This is a genomic window from Pseudoroseomonas ludipueritiae, from assembly GCF_014490445.1.
GTDB lineage: Bacteria > Pseudomonadota > Alphaproteobacteria > Acetobacterales > Acetobacteraceae > Pseudoroseomonas > Pseudoroseomonas ludipueritiae.
Map to the genome: position 1 here is coordinate 1 of NZ_JACTUZ010000300.1, position 2,126 is coordinate 2,126.

At 69.6% G+C, this 2,126-nt stretch carries 2 protein-coding genes and 1 pseudogene; 2 read left to right on the forward strand and 1 reads right to left on the reverse strand.

From position 1 onward, the window contains the following. Nucleotides 1-451: pseudogene (locus IBL25_RS25780) on the reverse strand (YsnF/AvaK domain-containing protein); the annotation flags it as partial. 166 nt (nt 452-617) lie between these two features. On the opposite strand from IBL25_RS25780, the gene IBL25_RS25785 reads away from it, so the two are divergent. Both IBL25_RS25785 and IBL25_RS25790 read left to right on the forward strand, forming a co-directional pair. After that, nucleotides 618-1,040 (forward strand): DUF3830 family protein, encoded by a 423-nt coding sequence (locus IBL25_RS25785; RefSeq protein ID WP_120640721.1) that lies wholly within the window; start codon nt 618-620, stop codon nt 1,038-1,040. Between the two features lie 207 nt (nt 1,041-1,247). Further along, a complete protein-coding gene (locus IBL25_RS25790) occupies nt 1,248-2,015 on the forward strand; it encodes a PEP-CTERM sorting domain-containing protein (RefSeq protein WP_187781296.1) in 768 nt (255 codons plus the stop codon). Nucleotides 2,016-2,126 lie beyond the last annotated feature (111 nt).

A 2,126-nucleotide genomic window follows, 5' to 3' on the forward strand; every position in this document is an offset into this window, starting at 1 on the left:
CGCCCGCCGCGGCGCCGGTGCCCGCCTGGGGCGCGGCCGCGCCGATGCTCATGCCCGTGGCGATGCCGATGCCGGCGACCGGCGCCTGCGTCGGCGGCGCGTAATCCAGCCAGCCCTCGCTGCGCCATTCCGCCTGCCGCCGGTTGAGGTCCACGGCGCCATGGGAGGCGAAGATGCTCAGCGCATGCGCCACCTTCTCTTCCGGCAGCTCGGCGGAAACCACGTAGCCGCCGCGCCGGATCGCCTCCGAATAGGCATGGCGGGCGGAATCCGGGATGAAGAGGTGCAGCAGCGAGGTCCAGAAGCCGTCGTGCTCGAAGCCGTCGTCGGTCTTGGCGCGACCATGCAGCGTGATGCGGCTGCGGTCGATGTCGTCATGGCTGACCAAGTGGTGGATGACGGATTCGGCGGCACCGCGCGAATCGAAGAGCCCCGTGATGGTGCGGATCATGGCCTTGCTCCCTCGCGCCGGGGTTCCGCGGCGCCCGGCGGCATGATGGTTCCCTGGCTGAACAAGAACACTGCCACGCCCAGGTCGTTGCAGCTGCGGCCGGCGCTGGCCCGCCATCCGCCAGCCCGCTAGAGATGCTGGGCCTTCCGCACAGGAGTTCCAAGCCTTGGCCGACATCCGCATCGACATTGGCGGCGAAATCTTTTCCGCCCGCTTCGAGGAAGCCGCCGCGCCGCAGACTGTGGCGCGGTTCCGCACCATGCTGCCCTACCGGGACCGCATCATCCATGTGCGCTGGAGCGGCGAGGCCTGCTGGATCCCGATGGGCGAGCGCGACCTGGGCGTGGGCTTCGAGAATGCCACACGCCACCCGGCGCCAGGGCAGGTGATCGTCCACCCCGGCCATGTGACGAACATGAGCGAGACCGAGATCCTGGTGGCCTATGGCCCCTGCTCCTTCGGCTCCAAGGCCGGGCCGCTGGCCGGCAACCACTTCCTGACCATCACGGATGGGCTGGACCGCCTGGCCAATGTCTGCCGCTCCGTGCTCTGGGACGGCGCCAAGCAGATCACCTTCAGCGCCGCCTGAGAGGCGCGCGCACGAGTCGGAGCTTTTTACAGAGCTGCGGCAGGCGCCCGGGATGCCCGGGCGCCACGTCATTTTTCGCGAGTGATTTCAACTTCCTGCCTCAACGGCACCGCTCTGGCACCTTTATTGCTAAAGGGCAACAGGCTGACGTGGAACCGCGGGAAGCGGCCACCGGCAGTGCCTTCACCACTGAGTCAGGAGAGCCATATGAGGCAGTACATTCCCCGCGCCCTCGCGCTCGCCGGGGCCTTGTTATTCGCCAGTTCCGCTTCCGCCGCCGTGATCCGCATCGACGAATCCGCCTTCGTCGCCGGGTCCGGGCTGATCACCTTCAGCGAATTCGCCGTGGGCACCGTGAACCCGACCTATGCTCCGGCGGCCTATGGCGGCGGCGCGGGTGCCCCCACCGTCACCTTCGACGGCTACTTCACGGGCCAGAGCGCCGGCTCCAGCAGCCCGACCTCCTGCCCGGCCGGCGCCGCCGTTTCCGGCTGCGTGCTGGGCAACCCGACCGGCCCGCTCTCGCTCGATGCCGGATCGCCCAACACCTTCATCACCAACGATACCGCCAACTCGACCTCGCCGGTGCTCTCCGGCACGCCGCAGTTCAACGGCTCCATCGCCATCCTCTTCTCGACGCCGCAGGCGGGCGTCGGGCTCTCGGGCGGCTTCTTCGATGCCATCGGCGGCACCGCCATCACCGCCTATGACAGCGCCGGCAATGTGCTGGGCTCGGTGACGAATGCCACCACCGGCATCGAGTTCCTGGGGCTGGTGACGGATAACGGCGCGGCCACCATCTCCGGCCTGCTCTTCTCCCTGGTGGGCAGCGAGCCGGCAGGCTTCGCCATCGACAACCTCCGCTTCGGCGGCCAGGGCCAGGTGACGCCGACCCCGGTGCCGGAGCCCGCCAGCATGGCGCTCTTCGGCGCCGGCCTGCTGGGCATGCTGATGGTCCGCCGCCGCAAGGCCTGAAGAACCGCCGCCGCCGAAATTCCTTGGCGGCGGCGCCCGGCGGCGGCAGAGACGCCGGCATGACCATGCCGCCGCGCCCATCCCCTGCCCCGCGCCCCCCCGCGCCCCCTG

Bases quoted from the DNA above. Each gene is read 5' to 3' on its own strand.
- IBL25_RS25790 (WP_187781296.1), top strand. From the start codon at position 1,248: ATGAGGCAGTACATTCCCCGCGCCCTCGCGCTCGCCGGGGCCTTGTTA.